Below are 823 nucleotides of genomic sequence, written 5' to 3'. Positions count from 1 at the left end.
TGACGAAGGAAAAGATGCGCCGACCTATCGCCTATTTAAACGCCTCCCTTGACAAAGCCCATACAAGGAAACCGCGCCTAAGGGACGTGGGGCGGTGCGGCAGCGGCTATGGGGATTTGAGTGCCGCGGGCGAGCTGGCTGATGTGGATCGAGCCTGCGCCACGAGCAGTGCAAGGGTGATGCAGCTGCCGAATGAGCGACAGATGGCGTCAAGCTCGATAGATCGTCGGACGAGTTGCGATCGTGTGGTGGATATCTTGGCGAGTTCTATCGTGGCCGGTCGAGAGAGGGCGAGCGTGACGCGGAGATTTGCAGGACTGTGACGCGATCATGAGGTGTCGATCCTGATGCGGTTCGTTGGAGCTGTCGGCCGATGCCGTGGCATTGCACCGCGGGCGAAGACCTCGATGATGATCATGCAGCCGCCGCAGCATGGACACCTCGGCTTGTTGGCCTCTGGGACACTGGTAGGCTCGCCTTGGGAGTTTGCAACGGCGAGCAGCTCACGGGCGCGGGCGATGTTGGCGGCGCACGTGCTTTTGGCGAACAGGCCGTAGTGGCGGATGCGGTGCAGGCCCTTGGGCAGCACGTGGATGAGGAAGCGGCGGATGAACTCGAAGGTTCCGAGCGTCATGCGCTTGTATCGATCGCGGCCCTCGATCCGATAGTCCTTCCACTTGAAGGCGACGCCGCGCTCGTCACAGGCGATCAGGCGGCTGTTGGCGATGGCGACGCGGTGGGTGTAACGCGACAGATAGGCCAGTACCGCCTCCGGCCCGCCGAACGGCCGTTTTGCGTAGACGACCCACTCGGCCTTGCGCAG

The 823-nt window shown here is 62.7% G+C and carries 1 protein-coding gene; it reads right to left on the bottom strand.

The window, feature by feature from the left end:
* Positions 1 to 328: 328 nt before the first annotated feature.
* Positions 329 to 823: transposase (locus tag Q2M23_RS43680; protein WP_316399536.1), on the bottom strand; the 495-nt coding region annotated here is incomplete at its 5' end.

Source organism: Bradyrhizobium sp. 33ap4 (assembly GCF_032654765.1).
GTDB classification, from domain to species: Bacteria; Pseudomonadota; Alphaproteobacteria; order Rhizobiales; family Xanthobacteraceae; genus Bradyrhizobium; species Bradyrhizobium australafricanum.
The sequence above is the reverse complement of the archived record's forward strand: the minus strand, read 5'-3'. Positions and strand labels throughout refer to the sequence as shown.